The sequence below is a fragment of the Planctomycetia bacterium genome (assembly GCA_034440135.1).
Taxonomy (GTDB): domain Bacteria; phylum Planctomycetota; class Planctomycetia; order Pirellulales; family JALHLM01; genus JALHLM01.
Genome location: JAWXBP010000382.1, coordinates 1 through 15,857 on the forward strand (window position 1 = coordinate 1; position 15,857 = coordinate 15,857).

The window sequence follows — 15,857 nt, forward strand, 5'->3', positions numbered from 1 at the left end:
ACGGCTTCCGCACCTACGAAGCCATTGAAACCGCCCTCTATCACAACCTCGGACGCCTACCCGAGCCGGAATTCACCCACAGATTCTGGTGAGGAGGCGGAACTTAAGGGCGAGTCCAAGAACGTGCGTGTTTTCGCTTTGGGTGTAAATCCAACTTCAGGACTGGCTGAGCTTGCGCCGAAGGCTTTACCTAAAGGGCAGCGGGAAGGTCATATCCACGTCGAGGTTGCCCAAGTTCCCATGGGCGATATCCACGCCAAGATAACCGATTTCATTTGGCCGCACTTCACTTGTCTCCAATCTCCGATGATGCCCGTCCGCCGTTAGCTCAATGAATGCGGTGGCCATTTGCTTGGGGTAAACTTTCGGCTCAGCCGTCGCTCCAGGTTGAATGTCCCCCACATTTGTTCTAACGCCGTCAACTTCCACGACGACGGACTCAAGCACGGTGTCGCCCGTGTTCCGAATGCGACCCCCAACGCCAAAGTCATAGAAGAAGTAGAAGAGCACCAGAAGCACGATTGCGACGAGCGGAACGCCGAAGAAGAGCGCCAGCAACCCCACAACGATGTTCTGCCGGCGTGTCATTCCTGCGTTCTCTTTGCCGGCGAAGGCTCTGCCTCTTTCGGCAAGTCAAGCAAGCCTTCGTCAATCTGAAATGGTGTCGTCTTCGCGGGGCTAAGGCGCAACGGGGCGTACGCGGGCTCCGGCGTTGCCAGATAGCCGAGCATTGCCGTCGTCGCTTCGATCTGTTCAGCGGCATCTGACTGGCCATGTTCCCGAAGCTGCCGGGCCGTCCGTTGCAAGACCGCCACTCGCTCCGCGCTCTTCATCTCCGCGAGCGCGTGCTGAGCAGTCAGCCGCGACAACTCGGCGCGTTCGAATTCCACCACGAGGGCGAGCATGTCGATGTCGCCAAACGTATGCTGCCGATAGAGTTCGCCGAGTGCGCTTGCTTCACGTTGGCGGCGCAGGTTAACAACTTCTTTGGCCTGTTCGATCGCCGCTTCAATCTCGGACTTCGCGGATTCAAGTCGGGCGACTGCGCCACTCTGCATTTTGTCGAACTGCGCCAAAATCGCCTTTCCGGCCGGATGGTCGCCCAACCGCTTTACCTGCAACTCGCGTTGTTCGCGCAAGGCGCCCGTCAATTCGTCAAACCTGGCTTGGTGCGATTTCAACCGCAGTTTCAGAATCTCCAACCGAGCCGCATGGGCCGCCTGATGCGACTGCTTGATCTTTTCGAGCACCTCCTGCTGCGGATCGGGGACGGGCGCTGAGTCGCCATCGTCGTCGCGCAACAAGGTCGCGTCAGGCTGTAGGAACATCTCATAAACCTGCCCAGGCGCTTCGACCTGCGGGGATTCCTTTGGGGCATTGTCGTCAAAGGGCGGCAGGGATTCGGCAGCTTCCTGGGCCGACACCGGATGCGCAAGGGCGACAACAACGACTACGGCAAATCGCAGCGACATGGGAAGCTCCTTTGAGATCGTCGCGGTATTTACGATTCAATACCACGCCCAGGATGCCATCGCAAGCATTTTCAGGCTGTCTCAGACTACGCCGACCGGCGCAAGGCGGTTCGCCCAAACGGCGAAAATGCCGAAAGGCTGCGACAGGGCAAAGAAACCTGGGGCGAAGCAAGAAGCACCGCTCCCCAAACACCTCACGCGCCGTAGCCCAACGCAATCCCCGCCAATTTCCCGATTCCCGAAATCCTCACGCCCGACGACTCCGCAAGCGCTGGCGTGGTCCCCCTTGCTGCCGAAATGAATCGGTTTGATCTGGACCTCGGCCCAGCGGATTGCTAAAAGTCCCCCGCGCGAATCACTCCGACTTGCGGGGTATTCGCTTCTTCTGACTGCGCTCGCACAGAAAGTGGCACGATGGCTCGTCCCAAAAAGAAGACGCTCTCGCAAAACGTCGTCAACGTCGCCACCTCAGGCATGCCGTCGCCGGTGCGCAGCGTGCTGGGCCATCGGATCATTGCCTTGCTCGTGGTCCTCGCCTTGCCGATTCTCTACATGCTAGGTGTGGTTTCCATTGATTGGCAAAACGGTCGTCCGCACTTGTCGGTCGATCGGAAAAAGGCCGCGGAAGTCAAGGAAAAGGCATCGGAGCGAATCCACGAGATCCAAGAGCAACGGGAACGAGATCAGGACGGGCGACCGCATCTGCTCTCTCAGGGGGAATCCACAAATCCTCTCGCGGATCGCATGGCCAAGGCGCTCGACGGCGCCGACGAGGGAAAAAAGCCGTCATTCGGTTTTGCTCCAGATGCCAATGAACCGGAAACGCCTGCCGGACAAAAACCCCGCCCCGGGGCGCGTCTCAAGAAGTTATTCGACGATCGTCGCTAGGCGGATACCGCATGGAAGCCTGGCGGTGCATTTTTGGCGCATGGAGCCTGCTGACCGCCTGCTGCATGGCCGTGGGCTGTCGCACTACGCCTACTCCACAAGGCTTGCTGGAGCGGCAGTCCGTCGATGCTCGGCTCTCATCGCGCCAGTTGCGCGTGATGGTCAATGAGTTTACGGTTCACTTCGTGGATCGCATCGAAGTCAGCGCCGACCAACTGCTTGCCAACACGTCTGATCCGGCGATCCGCCGAAACGCCTTGCTATGGAAAATCAACGGGACTTCCGCATGCTTTCAGGCGGCCTCGCGCCCGGATCCGTTGGCGGCCTATCTGGATGTCTGGATTTTGAACCGACAGATGACCCTGTACTTTGAGTCGGCGACGGGGCGACAGTTGTTCGGCCCCGGGCAGTCGCTGGTCCTCGAAGAATGCCAGTCCCTGGAGAGACGCTTGCTAAGCATCGATCGCGCGGTGGGCGGCGAACTGCGGTTCGGCAAGGAATTTGTCACCAAGTTCGCCACAGACTATCCGGTACGTAGCCTGTACTTCGATCGTGAGCCGATCGCATCGCGATACATTGAGGAAGTTCAAGAGCCGGCGAAAGAGTTGATGCACGTGGTCGGCAATTTGGACGAAAGCGTCACGGAACTAAAGCAGCTTGGCACTGTTTATGCCAAGCACCTGCCCAAGCAGGCGCGTTGGGAAGCGGAATTGTTCCTGATTAATTCGTCGCAGTTGGAAATCGTGCAGCGTCCCCTGCAAGACCTTTCGTTGACCGTCGCAGCCGTATCGCGGCTGGCCCAAGTGAGCGAGGCGATCCCTGCGCTCCTCGAACGAGAACGCCGCGCATTCCATGAGATCCTGGCGAACGAACGCCAGCAGACGCTCAGCGAATTAGATCGCATGCGCGAAGCGACGCTGGTTAAATTCGAGCAAGACACTTCTGTGGTGCTCCAGGCCCTCGACGAGCAGCGCGTGGCGGTCGGCCGAGATTTGCACAACGAAACGACAACGATGCTCGACGCGGCCGACGAAATCACTCGTCGACGCACTGAAGAAGCAATTCAGCAAACCCCGGACCTGATCGATCACTTTTTTTGGAGGGCCTGCCAGGTGTTTGTGGTCTTGATGCTGTTAGCAGCGCCCGCCGTCTGGCTTGTTCGACGACTGAAGCCGGCGAGCGGCCAGCGATCGATCACGCCGAAATTGAACGAAGTCGCGGACAAGCCGATCTCGCTGTACGGCGAAGATGTGCTGGAAGATGCGGCGTAGTCGCAATCTTCGATAGCGCGCCGAAATCGGCCTGAATGACTACACCCCTTGGCGACGACTGACTTGGCGATCCGATCGCCCGTTGCAACGGACATGTTTTGTGGAGGCGATGACACACGATGGAAGAGATTCAGCAATGGCGAACCGCCCTGCAAGGCCCTGACGTCGCGGAGCGGGCAGCCGCCGCGGAAAGTCTCTGTCACGCGGGACAGGACGCTGCTCCGGCAATTCTGGAACTTGTCCACGCCTGCGAGGACGACGAAGCAGTCTCTGAATGGGCGGTTGCTGCCCTGGAGGAACTTGGGCCCCCTCCTGCGGAATTACTGGAACCACTCACGAAACTCGCGTCAGTTAGCAAAGCGCCGGTGGCCTACTGGGCGGTGACCTTGTTGGGACGTCTTGGTCCCGCTGCCATTGGCAGCGAGCACGTACTCGCAGCGCTGCTTCAAGATTCGCGGGAAACTGCCGTGCAAGAACGCGCCGCCTGGGCCCTCGGAGAAATTGGCGCGAAGACCGCAGCGACACTCACAGCTTTGAATGGCGCCGCGCAACCTCAATCACCGCGATTGGCGCGAATGGCTAAGACGGCATTAGAGCAAATCCAGAAGTAACCAAGCGGCGCCCCAATCGCATTCCATGCGCATGGCGACGCGGCGCCGACAACATCAAAACCAAGCAATCATCGCGAAGTGAGGTCAACCAGGACGGTTGGCCGCGAAGGCAAGGAGGCCTGAAATGGCAAGCAAGAAGCCCCAACCGCGCGGCAAGTCGCGCTTATTCACGATCGTCTCGCTGCTCGGCGCGATCTTTTCCAGCGGCGGCGTCGGCGCGTACTTCAATCCCGATTGGCCGGTCATTGGGCCGCTGGTCGAGAAGCTGAGTCAGCGGCAAACCTCGGCGACATCAGAAGGAGAACTCGGCTCGGGAAAGCTCGTCGAAGCTTGGCGCGAACTGACCGCTGGGAACGAAGCAACTCCCGCCCCGATCGAAACGCAATCTCGCGCCGACGCTGTGCCCGCGCAACCGGCATCCGCTCGGCGACCCGGCGAGACGCTGTTGATCGCCACGTTCAATATCCAAGTGTTTGGCAAGAGCAAGCTGTCGAAGCCAGGCGTGCTCGACGTCTTGGCACAGGCGGTGCGCCATTTTGATGTCGTGGCGATTCAGGAGGTACGCGCCTCGGAGGACGACATCTTGCCGAGATTCATCGAGGCGATCAACGCGGATGGCAGCCGCTACGATTTTCTGATTGGGCCGCGTCTGGGACGCACCGTCAGCACCGAACAATATGCGTTTGTTTACGACACCGCGACCGTCGCCTGCGACACCGCCGCCGCCGGCACGATCGCGGACCCAGCCGATTTGTTGCATCGCGAACCGTTTGAGGCGCACTTCCGAGCGCGCACCCAGCCCCAGGCGCGCGAATTCTCATTCTGGCTTGTCAATACCCACACCGATCCCGACGAAGTCAAGCAAGAGGTTGACGCGCTCGCCGACGTATTTCAATTCATGCGAACGGCCGACCCTCGTGAGGACGACGTGATTTTGCTCGGCGACTTGAACGCCAGCGAATCGCAACTCGGACGACTCGGCCAGATCCCCGGCATCACCTGGGCCGTCAGCGGCGCGATGACAAACACACGCCGCAATAAGGCCTACGACAATATCCTCTTCGATCGCCCTGCCACGAGCGAATACACAGGGCGATGGGGCGTATTCGATCTGGAAAGCACGTTCGGGCTGACTCGCGAGCAGGCCCTGCAAGTATCTGATCACTTGCCAGTCTGGGCGGAGTTTCACCGCGCGGAAGCAACATCGCGGAACGACATTGCGGATCGTGACCCCGGCGTTCAGCGGTAATGCGATTCGGCCATCACCGCAAATCGGCCAATCGTGAGCGGCGGACGCGCCGCGTCACGTCGCTCTCGCGAACGACGCCAGCCAATAATCGCCCAGGCTAATCGCGGTCGACTTGGCCTGCACCGGCGTCCGCGAATCTCCATCATGGATCGTCGGTCGCCAACGTTTCCATTGACGCGAATCGAGGCCGCGTTGGCAAGAACAGGAATCTGGAGACGAATGGGATCGAATCCTCAAACTCAGGCTTGCAAAGTCGCGAAAACCCCATCGTAAGTATTGAGATCGAAGGGCTTACGAACAGCGCTTTCACCACATGCCCCACTTCCCTGCGCGACTTGGCTAGCGTTGTCATCGCCTGGCCCACGCTCCCCGCGCCGATCACGGCAGCAATCCTGGCGATGATCCAGGCTTCCGGCTGACGCGCCGGGCGCAAGCGAGCGTAATGAATTTCATTCCCGTGGTTCAAACGACAAAGTTGCCTGGCTCAATTGAAAATGATTCGTATTGAGGCGAATCGTCAAAAATTTTGAGACGATGGCCGCTTTCAAAAGTAATCGAAAATGAGTGCGGTGGATCAATGCTCCAATCGGAGACGGCTTGATTGAGAATGGCATGGACGCGGTAGGCGTCGCGCTCGTTAGGTTCGCGCGCGCAATCGACCAAGTTTCCACCGCTGTCCACCAACTCCCAATGTCCCCACACTGAGACTGTGCCGCTCTGACCAAACGCGAATTGAATGTCGTGCTTTCCAATTCGTACTTGAGTCAAGAAGTCGCCAACGAATCGCTGGACCGGTAGGTCGGCGGGAACGCCATACATTGGATTGAAGCCCTTTCGCAGTACCAGCCCATTAGACCACGCCCGATCACGGATGGACAACTGTTTGCAGTGGAGCAACGACCGCACCCACGGCCATCAATATGGCCAAGACGGTCGGACGAATCGCCTTGAACTTGGACAGGAAACCGGCCTCACAGCTTGAAAGCTGCAATGTCACACCAGTGAGGTGCACGAAAGCAGGAGCATTGCGGGCTGTAGGCAGTTTCTGAGGCCCCCCCCTCGGCGGAACCCCGAGGCAGAACATTCTTACCCATAGCAAATACCAGCCCTGTTGTGGTCCAGCGCTTGTGGTCCACTTCAGAAAGACTACAAAACATCTGCCGCATAAATACTTAAGGCAAGTTCAAGTACCATTCGAAGCAATCCCGATTTCATCGCGAAAGGGCGGAGGAGGACTCTGGCAAGGGCGTTTCCGATGCTCCGGGTTTTGAGACCCGCGTCCTCTCCCCCTCGCTCGCGATTCGGGTTAGTGTAGTGGCATGTCCGACGCTGCTTCGCTTCCGCCGTCAGATCACGAGTCGTCGCTTGGCCGGCGTTCGCGTTGGCGCGTGCTGCTGTGGCTCAGCGCAATTTTCTTGCTGCTGTTCAGCATCGTCCCGATCAGTTGGGCGGTGATTCGTTGGCGGACGAATCAGGCGATCGCGGCGGAACTGGACCGCATCCGCGCCGCCGGAGAGCCGGCCTCGTTCGAGGATGTGATCGACAGCATCCCGCCCCTGGCGCCGGAGAAAGATTGCACGCAGCTGTACGACGAGGTCTTCGCCATCATCACCAGCCAGGTCTGGGAACGCCGGGCAGGTTCGCTTCCCTACGTCGGCGACGGCGAAGCGGACGAATCGTCGATCCCGCCGCCGGGCGTCGACTGGCTCGGCCTGGAAGCCGCCGCGAAATTCATCGATGGCGAAAACTACAACTTCATGACGCTCGACAAAGCGGCGGCGCTGGGGGGCGAGTGCCGGTTTGCATTAACCGGAAGTGATTTGACAACGCAAGACGTGATGCGCGTCGGCTACAAGCCGCGTGCGGCGGCGCGACTGCTAAGTCTCCGCGCCATTGTGGCGGCACATCGCTATCATCCGAGCGACTTGCATCTAACACTAACCGCCCTAGGAGTATTGCCAAACTGCCTGGCCGCGGAGCCACAGGCGCTCTCACTAGAAGTGCGCGTCGCGCTTTATGGCATGTACTACTACCAAAGCGCCCAGATGCTCGATTTCGCAGGCTTTAGCGACGAACAGCTCGCGGCACTACAAGATGTCACGCGAGACGTAGATTACTGCGAACAACTTCGGCAGGCCGTACGTTGGGAGCGGCTCTATTGTGCGCAGTGTTTCGACGGCGCCTATGCTTTGGATAGCGAGTTGACCGCACTGATGTCGAAACGACCCAGAATCTGGTATTGCGTTTCGCACGTCGACGCATGGGAGTATTGGCGCGCCATGCGCCGATACTGCGACGCGACGCGATCGAACGACCTTGTCGCGGTTTGGCGTGACACCAATCAGGTGAACGACGACATTCAGCAAACTCTCGCGCGCTCAAGTGCCATGCCGCAGCGCTACTTTGTCACCAACGGTACGGTGGGCGGAGCATGGCATCTCGCAGCCGCGGCAGTTCGTGGCACAGCCACTGATCGAGCGTTTAACACCTTCGTGGCATGCTATCGCTACAAGCTCAAGCATAGCGCCTTTCCAGAGCGCCTCGACGACTTGGTTCCAGCCTGCCTCGCGGCGGTTCCTCAAGATCCCTTCGCGAATGCGCCGATTCGCATGACCAAGATCGACGGCGACCTCGTCATTTATTCCGTCGGGCCAGACGGCAAAGACGATGGCGGCGAAGCCCGGAGCGATGATCTTCGTTATCGCTCCAACTCCTGGAAACGCACCTACGAAGAATCCCGAGCCAAAGTTCAGGGCACGGCGCAACCGTAGTAGATCTTGCCGCTTCCCTTTCGCGTTTTCGCTATTTCGCGCTTTCGCGATAACAAAAATCGCCCCCATTTTCATCGCGAAAGCGCGAAATAGCGAAAACGCGAAGCAGCGGAGGCGACGAGCTGGTTCAGTGCGCGAGCCGTTGAGAGTTTCTTCCGCACTGGTACGCGGCGTCCACGCTCCCTCGCTGGCGCTACGGGCTGGTGTTCTGACTTGGCGCCGCGCTAGTTCTTCCCCGCGTGCTTGATCTTGTCCCAGTAAGTTTTGAAATCAAACGTGGGGCTGTTGTCCAGGTCGTGGCAGCCGCGGCAGGTTTTTTGCTCGGCGATCGCGAGGTTGAGACGCATCAGGCTGCGCATTTCTTCGCGGACTTTCGGTTCACGGGCCGCTTCCGCCGCGACGTGGCCGCTGCCGGGGCCGTGACAGTTTTCGCAGCTGTTGCCGGCCAGGTGCGACGTCGCGGCGATGCTGTCAAAGCCGCCCAGGTACGGCACATAGTGCTCGCTATCCCAACCCGTGGCGTGACAGGCGATACACTCGGGATCGAACTGCCGCGGCGGATCGAGCTTGGTGAGCGTTTCCGTCGCGTGGGAGTGCTTGCTTCCCTTCCAGACGGAATAGGCCTGGGAGTGGCATTTGCCGCAGGCTTCGGCGCCGACGAACTGGGCGTTCGCGTCGTCCGCGCCCTTCGCGCGCTCGTGCAGCACGCCGCTCACGTCGAGACCTTCCCAGCCGAGCGTCTTAAGCTGGTCCTGATAGCTGACCATGAACTCATGCATTTCGGGGGAATCGGCGAACCGGGAATCGAGCGGCACTCGCTGGTAACGCGATTTTCCCTTTCCATACAGGCCGATCGCCACGGCGTACATACCCTTGTGGCCCAGTTGCACCAACTTCGCAGTGCCGCCGGTCACCGTGGCCAACTCCAGTGGCGGTTCGTCCGGTCCGCCGGACGTGACGACGAAATTGAACTCTGGGAACTGCTGCGCTAACGCCTGCGATTCCTCTGGCGACGCGAAGCACAGCAGAATCATGAAATCGCAGCCGGCCTCTTTTAACTGCGGCACAACTTGTTTGAGCGCCTCCGCGGGCTCTTCGATCGTTGTTCCTGGGTCGATCGACTCCACGAGCTCATCGCGCTGCTTGCCGGCCACGACCGACGTGATGCCGAGCTTCGCCCCGGCGGTTTCGAGGACCAAAAACCGGCTCTCCATACCAAGTACCACGACGTTCGCGGAGACGAACGGCGCGAGTGCGCCTTCGTCGTTCACGGTTGCGGAGATTAAATCCTCCGGCGGAAAGCGCAAGTCGTCGCCCGCGAGGCCGATGGCGCGGTAGTCCATTTTCTTCAGGGCGTCGAACGACGTGCGGAGCTTGATTTCCGCTTGCTCGCCGGTGCTGCGGCTGAGTCCCCCGAGGTCGATCGGCACGGGATTCCAGCCGTCGGCGACCAACTGCCTCAAGAAGGTATGTCGGCGACTCATGCCACCCTTTTGTCGGCCCGGTCCGGCGCAGCCGCAGGGCTCGAAATAGCCGTGTTGATCGCCGGTGAAGACCAGCGTCAGCTCCGGCTTGATCCAGTCCTCGAAGATCGGCCCGTTCTCCTTGATCGGGTCGAATTTTTCCTCGCCCACGGGAGCGTTGGCCGCGCCACCGTCCGATGCGGCGGAAGTTCCCGCTGGTGTGCCCGGCGCCGGCGCGCCGCCATTGTTGCAGGCGGGAATTCCCAGCACGCCTAAACCAACTAGGACTAGAGCGATCATCAAGGCGCCACCGCGGCGCGCGGAACGTGACTTAGCAATCGGCATGCTTCACCATCCCTGGGCTACGCGAAATCGAATTCCCCGGTCCGTCCGCCAATCGCGGTTTTCCGCACGACGGATGAGCCTCCCTGCCCTGCGACGGGGGTCAATTCTCGACGGCGAAATTTAGCAGGATGTGGACTTCCTTCATACTGGGATGATTCGTCGGAATCGTGATCCGCCCCATCTCGTCCCTGGCCTTGCCCATCTTACTGATCAGCGGACTTTGAGGGGGAATCTCGATCTCGATGGGGATTTCGCTGGCCGCGCCGTTGTTGAGCAACTTCCGCTCGCCCAACGTGACTTTGACGAACTCCGGCTCACAGACGGGTTCGCCCAGTTCGATCTTGTCGGCATACTCGCCGGCGATCAGCATCTTGAGCTTGGCCTGCCCCCCCTGCGCCTGGTGCAATGCGCCCAACGTGAGCAAGTTGAATTTAGGCACGAAGTTTCCGCCAATCGCTACGATGGCGATGTCATTCACGACGTTTCCCTCGACTTCCAGTTGCGTGTCGAGGGCTTTTTCCAACGTCGTGGTCAGTTCGACGCCCTGCCTGAAGCTGCCGGTCGGCAAACCCGGCTTCACGGTCACGGTCACCAGCCAGCCGTGCTTGCCGTCTTCTGGCAATTCCGACGGTTCCAAGCGGCGATAGGCGACGTCGAAGTGGTCGGCTGTGTCGGGCCTGCTGAGTCGAAAGCCGGTGATCTCGAAATCACGATCGTGCTGGGCATAGACTTTGGTCTCGCGCGTCACGGTGTCATCGGCCAACAAGCGATTGAACGTTACTTTCGGCGGACTGATCTCCAACGGCCGCGTCACCACGGCGTTGATGTTGATCGCCATCAATTGTTTTTGACTAGCGTCCCGGCTGTGGATCAACACCTTCTTGTCATTCACAATCCCGTAGAGATCGTTGGTGACAATGGTGATCGGGACGATCAGCGTCTCGCCCGGCGGAATCTCAATTTCCCGGTCTTTGACGCGGATGCAGCCACAGGAGGGCTTGAGCGTCAGTCGGAGCGGATCGGTCCCGAAGTTCTTCAGGGGAAAATCGCGGGTGACCTGGACGCCCTCCTCAAGCGTGCCGAAGTCGATCAGGTCGGTCTCGGTTTCTAGCGAGACCTTTGCTTCGGAAACGGGCGTGAGTTCCATTTCCTCGAGCTGCTTCAACGCCTTTTCGGTGGGCGTAAGTTCTTTAGGAATGACGCCGTAGGTGGCCATGAGGCCCAGCGCCGCCACGACTGCGCCGAAGCCCAGCACGATGCTGACCAAAACTGAAATCTTCATCCGCCACCGGCCATTGCAGCCGACCTCCGACGTTGCCCGCGGCGGGACACTACCCGCTACTACGCATCATACCGCGCCGCAGGTCGCTTGTTGAATAAAGTCTGGCGGCGGATGCGCCTAACCAACACCGCGACGCCACTCAGTGCGAGGCATAGCCCGCTCGGCTCCGGCACAACTTGGGGCCGCGAGGTCCCAAAAGTATTGCGGACCGCGTTCAAGTCCTTGATGTCGACGCGGCCGTCGAACGGAAACGTGTCCCCTAACACCTGTTCCGCCTGCTGGCCGAAGTTATTGCGGACGTGGTTCAAGTCGGTCACGTCGATCCGGCCGTTGCCGTCGGTATCGCCGACCAGTCCGTCGCGTTCCGGTTCGCCAATGGTGAACTGGAAGCTGCCGGTCGTCACGCCGGGTTCTGCCGGGGTGTGGTTATCCAACAGCAGGCGGTAGACCAGGCGATACCCAATGCCGGGTTGCAGATCCCCGGCGCCCTGGGGCGCGAAAGTTGACGCCACCAGCTGCGACACTTCATCCCACTGAAATACCGGCGTTGTATCCGCGGGGGAATCGTACAGTCGAAAATAGGCTCGCTTGATGCCCGGGCCTGAAAAGGCGTAGTCCCCCTGGAGCGCGAACGGGCTGGCGTCCGTGACTTGAAAAGCCAGTTCCCCTTCGGAGACGGCAAAGCTCAACGGCCCGCCGTCGTGAGCCTGGCTCAATCCCCAACGGAATTCGGATCCGCCAACTGTGGCGTGGACTTCATGTTCGACCTCGCTGCGCGTACTTCCCGCGTGGGCGGACGCTTCCGAGTCGAAAGGCAGCGAAGCAATGGATTCCCGTGCCTGTTCAATGGGCGCATCGGGCGTCCATCCCGAGTAAGCTCGCGACTCGACCCAGCCGCCGGAGAAGACCATGCCGGCGTGGCTGGATTCAAAAGCGAAGACAAGGCAGCCAATCAACGCGGCAACAACTATCAAGCAATTTCGCATGGCCAATCCTCGAAAGAAAAGCCAGCCGCAACCAGGCAGCTGGCGGACTCCACGAGACTAACCGATGATGCGCGCGGTTTCAAATATTTCCCCGCAGCCCGCCCTATTTTCCCGTCACGAACCAGGTTGCGCCGGCAGTCATGGAGGCCAGGAAGAAGGCCAACAAGTACGAGATGATGGAGCTTTCGATGGTGACGACGTACTGGGTCAGGACCATCACGGCGATGACTGTCATGCCGAAGGCTAGCATTGTCCTTTGAATCTGATCCTTCCGGCGATTCGCCCGCTGCTCCGACGAATAAACCGGCGCACTGGCGGCTGGCGTACCGTCAGCCGACGGGGCCTGGGCCGATTTTCCCGCCACGCCGCCCCGCGCGGACATTTCCGCCGTCGCGGCGGCTTTCGGGAAGTATTTGTCCATCGCGGCGTTGATCTGTGGCGGCGTGCAGAGTACCCAGCGGACCGGCAAGCCGATCCGAATCCGCAGGTCGTCCTCCACCTCGGGCGGGATGAAGTTCGGCGAGCCCAGAATCGCCCGACCATCGGCGACCATCACCGGCACGCAGGAATACTGCCGCGCCGTGACCGCGGGCACCTTGGGAACCAAATTCTCGTCGATGCCCAAGTCGTTCAGGTCGATATACGGGACGCCCAGCGACTCGGCGTAGGCCGGCATCACCACGTCCCAGGTGGCGAGCTTCTGTTGCACGAGTGCGTCGCGAATCTCGACGCCGACGACTTGCGCGTACTGCCGCGCTTTTTCCAACTGGGGCTGCTCGATCAGCTTGCGGCCGATCAGGATTTGTTCGAGCGAGCGTTTGCCGCCGGCCTGCTGATCCTTGCGACCCAGCGAGGCGTCGTATTCCGTTTTGCGCGTGGAGTCGGTGAGGCATAGCATCGCCCGGGCCAACTCGTTCAACAGCGCCTGCGATTCTTTGGCGAACTCGCCCGCGGCATATTTGCGCACGTGGGCGTTCATCTTGCGGTAGTGCTCGCGCACCTTGGCGGCGTCGTCCTCGAACTGTTTCAGCCGCAATAGCTGGTAATGGGTGAGCGGCCGGTTCGTCTCTTTGACGCCAAGCCAATCGCGATAAACGTCGACGGTGGAGGACATGGGAAAGAGTGTTCAGTTTCCAGTGTTCTGTTTTCAGTGTCCGGACTCGCGGCTACTCCACCTTATAGTCGTGCGCCAGTTTTCCGTAGGCGTCGATTTGAGCATCGTTGAGGCCGCCGCCGCGTTCGATTTCGATTTTGGCTTCACGGCCGCCGGTCATGTCTTTGGCCCGCACGGTGACGCGGCCGTTCTCGTCGAAAGCGTAGGTCACTTCGATCGGCGAGCCCTTCGGCAAGCCTGCCGGCAGGTCGGTGACGCGGCATTTGCCGATCAACGAGCAGGCGGCCGGATCGGGCGCGTCCCCTTCGACAACTTTCACCGAGACCCGCTGTTGGCTGTCTTGAATGGTGTGAAACACCTGGCTTTTTTCTGCCGGCAGCGGCGTATTGCGGTGGATCATGATGTGATTCACCGGCTTGCCGCTCCGCGGATTCACGGCCACGACGCCCAGGCCGTGCGAGTTCACGTCGTCCTGGCGCACGCCCTTGAGTCGGCGACGGATGATTTCCGCCATTTCGCTCCGTTCGCCGCGGTATTTGGCTTCCAGGATGGCGGCATGGATGGCCGCGCCTTGCGCCACGGAGGTATGCGGCGAAATCCCCTGGTACGGTTTCACGCCGGTCACCTGCTCCAACAGCAGCGGCACGCGTGGCATCAGCGTGGAACCGCCAACGAGCACGATCGCGTCCAGTTCCTTCGCGCCGACTTTGCCGGTGTTGAGCACCAACTCCGTGGTGTCGATCGTACGTTGCAGCAAATCGCCCGTGAGTTGCTCGAATTGATCCCGCGTGATGCTGACCGACACCGCCTTGCCGCCGTGGCGGAACGTGATCGACGTTTTTTGCCCCTCGGAAAGCGCGATCTTGGCCTGGTCGCAATCGTTCCGCAGTACATGGACCGCCGCCGGAACTTGTCGCAGGTCGACGCCGTGTTTGGCCTGGAATTCATCCGCCACGAGGTCCAGCAGCCGGTCGTTCCAATCGACGCCGCCCAGATGCACGTCGCCATCGGTGGCCAGCACTTGGAAGTGCGTCGGCGTGTACTTGACCAGCGTCACGTCGAACGTACCGCCGCCAAGGTCGTAAACCAGCACCAGGCGGGGTCGCTCGGTCTCTTTGCCGACGCCCAACTCGCCGCGGTGCCAGGCGTAAGTCAGCGTCGCTGCGGTCGGCTCGTTGATGATGTCGATGGCGTTGATGCCCGCGATCTTCGCGGCGTCCTGCGTGGCCTTTCGCCGGGCGTCGTTGAAGTAATAGGGCACCGTGATGACCGCATTGCCAACCTTGCCGATCCGCTTCTCGGCGTCCTGGCGGAGCTTTTTCAGAATCAGCGCGGAAACAAACTCCGGCGTGATCTCTTTCCCGTCGAACGTCCGCTTGTAGGCCGCCTCGCCCATCTCGCGTTTGACCCGCTCGACGACCTTATCGGGGTCCTCCATGGCGGCCCGGACGCGGCTGGCGCCGACGATCACGTGCCCCTTGTCCGCCAGGAGAATCAGGCTGGGGGTCTCGTCCTCGTCGTCGGCATTCAGGACGGTGATCGGCTCCCCTTCGTCGTTGACGTAGGCCAGCGCGGAAAAAGTGGTGCCCAGGTCGATCCCAACGGTTCGACCAGGCTGAAACTCCATGGCACACATCGCGGCAACACCTTCCAGAGGGGGCCCAAACGGCGGAAAGCTGAACCGTTTAGGCTAATTGGTGCGCCGTGGCGGCGTCAAGCTGCGAGCCGGGTAAGCGACGGCTCTGTTTTGTCGATTTACAACACCTGTTCCCAACCCTCGCCGAGCGTCACCTTCCACCACTCCTCGTCGCGAAGCAGATTCCAGTGGAGTAGGCATCGTCTTTCTCCACGCCCTGGAACCGCGCGTAATAGTAGTCGCGCAACGCCTACAGAGATTTTTGGGCCTCGGCCGGAGACGCGAATCCGTGCTTGGCAAATTAGCAGTTAAGTCATTATATCATTGGTTGAGGTAGGTCAGCTTGACGCGGCCCTTGACGAAGACCACATACACGCTTGAAATCTCGCGCTCGCGGTTCCCGTTGTCGTACCACCATCCGGTCTCACGGCTGCCGGTGGCATACCACCATGCCGTCTTTTCGGCGCCGTCCTGATCGGTATCGCGCGGCCATCCACACCGCCACCAGACTTCAAGCTCCGACATTTCATTTTCCACGCGCGTAGGATCGGTCGGCCGGGCAAGCACTCCCAGGCACACCATGACCGCTACCACTCCCAGCAGCGTCCTGAGCGTGAACCGAATCGGGCGTTTTAGCGGGTTCGAATCCATGCCAGCATTCTATCTGCTGACATAGCTCGGCGTTAAGCTAATGAGAGGTCGCATTGAGGGTGCCCTCGACGGCTTCGTACATGCCCCGCTTTTTGCACGGGAGCCAGTCAAAATGAAA

General features: G+C 60.2%; 14 protein-coding genes. 5 read left to right on the forward strand and 9 right to left on the reverse strand.

Annotation, left to right across the window (positions count from 1 at the left end; genetic code table 11):
• Window positions 1-186: 186 nt before the first annotated feature.
• Window positions 187-588: a hypothetical protein gene (locus SGJ19_22665; protein ID MDZ4783058.1), complete on the reverse strand. Its 402-nt coding sequence runs from the start codon at window positions 586-588 to the stop codon at window positions 187-189.
• Complete coding sequence (locus SGJ19_22670; GenBank protein MDZ4783059.1) at window positions 585-1,472, reverse strand: hypothetical protein; 888 nt, start codon at window positions 1,470-1,472, stop codon at window positions 585-587. The genes SGJ19_22665 and SGJ19_22670 overlap by 4 nt, the downstream gene beginning before the upstream one ends.
• A gap of 414 nt (window positions 1,473-1,886) precedes the next feature.
• Between SGJ19_22670 and SGJ19_22675 the strand changes: the two genes are divergently transcribed.
• The 4 genes from SGJ19_22675 to SGJ19_22690 all read left to right on the forward strand — a co-directional run bounded on the left by SGJ19_22675 (window position 1,887) and on the right by SGJ19_22690 (window position 5,491).
• Complete coding sequence (locus tag SGJ19_22675; protein MDZ4783060.1) at window positions 1,887-2,360, forward strand: hypothetical protein; 474 nt, start codon at window positions 1,887-1,889, stop codon at window positions 2,358-2,360.
• An 11-nt stretch (window positions 2,361-2,371) separates the two neighbouring features.
• Window positions 2,372-3,631, forward strand: a complete 1,260-nt coding sequence (locus tag SGJ19_22680) for a hypothetical protein (protein ID MDZ4783061.1) — start codon at window positions 2,372-2,374, stop codon at window positions 3,629-3,631.
• Between the two features lie 119 nt (window positions 3,632-3,750).
• Complete coding sequence (locus SGJ19_22685; GenBank protein ID MDZ4783062.1) at window positions 3,751-4,242, forward strand: hypothetical protein; 492 nt, start codon at window positions 3,751-3,753, stop codon at window positions 4,240-4,242.
• Window positions 4,243-4,366: 124 nt separating this feature from the next.
• On the forward strand, window positions 4,367-5,491 hold the full coding sequence (locus tag SGJ19_22690) for an endonuclease/exonuclease/phosphatase family protein (GenBank protein ID MDZ4783063.1): 1,125 nt from the start codon (window positions 4,367-4,369) through the stop codon (window positions 5,489-5,491).
• 462 nt (window positions 5,492-5,953) lie between these two features.
• Here the strand turns inward: SGJ19_22690 and SGJ19_22695 are convergent, their stop codons facing one another.
• Complete coding sequence (locus SGJ19_22695; protein MDZ4783064.1) at window positions 5,954-6,310, reverse strand: hypothetical protein; 357 nt, start codon at window positions 6,308-6,310, stop codon at window positions 5,954-5,956.
• 500 nt (window positions 6,311-6,810) lie between these two features.
• On the opposite strand from SGJ19_22695, the gene SGJ19_22700 reads away from it, so the two are divergent.
• On the forward strand, window positions 6,811-8,262 hold the full coding sequence (locus SGJ19_22700; protein MDZ4783065.1) for a hypothetical protein: 1,452 nt from the start codon (window positions 6,811-6,813) through the stop codon (window positions 8,260-8,262).
• 224 nt (window positions 8,263-8,486) lie between these two features.
• On the opposite strand, the gene SGJ19_22705 is transcribed toward SGJ19_22700, so the two are convergent.
• From SGJ19_22705 to SGJ19_22730, 6 genes are all read right to left on the reverse strand, one after another.
• On the reverse strand, window positions 8,487-10,070 hold the full coding sequence (locus SGJ19_22705; protein ID MDZ4783066.1) for a multiheme c-type cytochrome: 1,584 nt from the start codon (window positions 10,068-10,070) through the stop codon (window positions 8,487-8,489).
• A gap of 100 nt (window positions 10,071-10,170) precedes the next feature.
• Entirely contained in the window at window positions 10,171-11,352 is a 1,182-nt protein-coding gene (locus SGJ19_22710) for a DUF1573 domain-containing protein (GenBank protein ID MDZ4783067.1), read from the reverse strand.
• A gap of 59 nt (window positions 11,353-11,411) precedes the next feature.
• Window positions 11,412-12,338 carry a hypothetical protein gene (locus SGJ19_22715; protein MDZ4783068.1) on the reverse strand — a complete coding sequence of 309 codons (927 nt, stop codon included), beginning with the start codon at window positions 12,336-12,338 and terminating at the stop codon, window positions 11,412-11,414.
• A 103-nt stretch (window positions 12,339-12,441) separates the two neighbouring features.
• Complete coding sequence (locus tag SGJ19_22720; protein ID MDZ4783069.1) at window positions 12,442-13,452, reverse strand: hypothetical protein; 1,011 nt, start codon at window positions 13,450-13,452, stop codon at window positions 12,442-12,444.
• A 52-nt stretch (window positions 13,453-13,504) separates the two neighbouring features.
• Entirely contained in the window at window positions 13,505-15,088 is a 1,584-nt protein-coding gene (locus SGJ19_22725; protein ID MDZ4783070.1) for an Hsp70 family protein, read from the reverse strand.
• A 321-nt stretch (window positions 15,089-15,409) separates the two neighbouring features.
• The gene (locus tag SGJ19_22730; GenBank protein ID MDZ4783071.1) at window positions 15,410-15,739 is read right to left on the reverse strand and encodes a hypothetical protein; all 330 of its coding nucleotides are present in this window, start codon (window positions 15,737-15,739) and stop codon (window positions 15,410-15,412) included.
• Window positions 15,740-15,857: the final 118 nt, after the last annotated feature.